1 protein-coding gene is annotated in these 1,097 nt (G+C 41.0%); it reads right to left on the bottom strand.

Features of this window, described 5'->3' with window-relative positions; translation table 11 throughout:
* Positions 1-236: 236 nt before the first annotated feature.
* Positions 237-377, bottom strand: coding sequence for a hypothetical protein (locus IR083_RS24480; protein ID WP_206759861.1), 141 nt, complete (start codon positions 375-377; stop codon positions 237-239).
* Positions 378-1,097 lie beyond the last annotated feature (720 nt).

The following is a 1,097-nucleotide window of genomic DNA, read 5'->3' on the forward strand; positions in this document are numbered from 1 at the left end:
GGCTAATGGCTAATATCCAAATTTTCAGGCGAAAAAACGGATACTTTTTTGTTAAATAATTGAGTAAAAAACAGTCTTAAATACATTTTTTATCTTGATTTCTTAGAGGGGGTAAACCGCCATAAATCTTACACAAAGATAGTGATATTATTGGATTGTCAAAATGTCTTTAAACTATTATCCTCATTAAGCGGAAATTTACAGCCCCTGCCTGCCGCAGGGGATTAAATACCGGCTTATCCCACACTACCTTCCGGACTTATCTGTAATAGTTTTTGGGCCTCTACCGCAAACTCCACAGGCAGATTTTGCATCACTTCTTTTGCATAGCCGTTTACAATCGTAAGTCTACCGAGAAGTACGTGTTGCGGGAGCAAATGCAAGACTTTACCCTAGTGAAAAAAAGAAAAATGGAAGAACTTGCTTACACCAAGCTGTGGAGCCGGATGTCCGAACCTCAGACCTTTTCGATACGACCGGTTTGATATCAATGCCTGTTACATTCATCAGTTTGCTTTTCAGGTGATACAGACGGTTCTTTCCAGTTTCTTACAGAGGTACAACGAAAGATAATCCTCTAAAGCTGTCTGTTCTATTCATAGAATTTCATTAAAAAAATACAAAGACCTACCCGTACGAAAAGGAAGCCTTCCTGTCTGATAAGAGTAACCGTTACAAAGAAAACACCATCATATTCTAAAGGATTCCGGCATTTTCAGGTACCTAATATATATTCAGTATAAAGTAACAATAAAGGTAGCTGTCAGCGTTCAAAATACCGTTAGCTATTTTTATCTGTTTCTTATCTATTTTGCAAGCGGACGTATTTCTCGTATTTACTCGGTGGGCGTTTTTAAAAGTACCCGTAGCCCCATAAAATTATAAAGACGCCCGATTCAGCAGGCCTGATAAAGCGGAGCTTTCAGGGGTCATGGCACGGTATAGCCTCTATACTCCTCCATCCCGGATACTGCGGTGCGGCCCTGCGGCAGGTGCCGCCTGAATGATTAGCAGGCAGCAGGCGCCTCCGTGTTTTCTATTTTCACCCCTTTATCCATATCCATCCATTTCCTGTTCTTTCTTTCCTGCTGAAACCA

The organism is Dysgonomonas sp. GY75 (assembly GCF_015234155.1).
Classification (GTDB): Bacteria; Bacteroidota; Bacteroidia; order Bacteroidales; family Dysgonomonadaceae; genus Dysgonomonas; species Dysgonomonas gadei.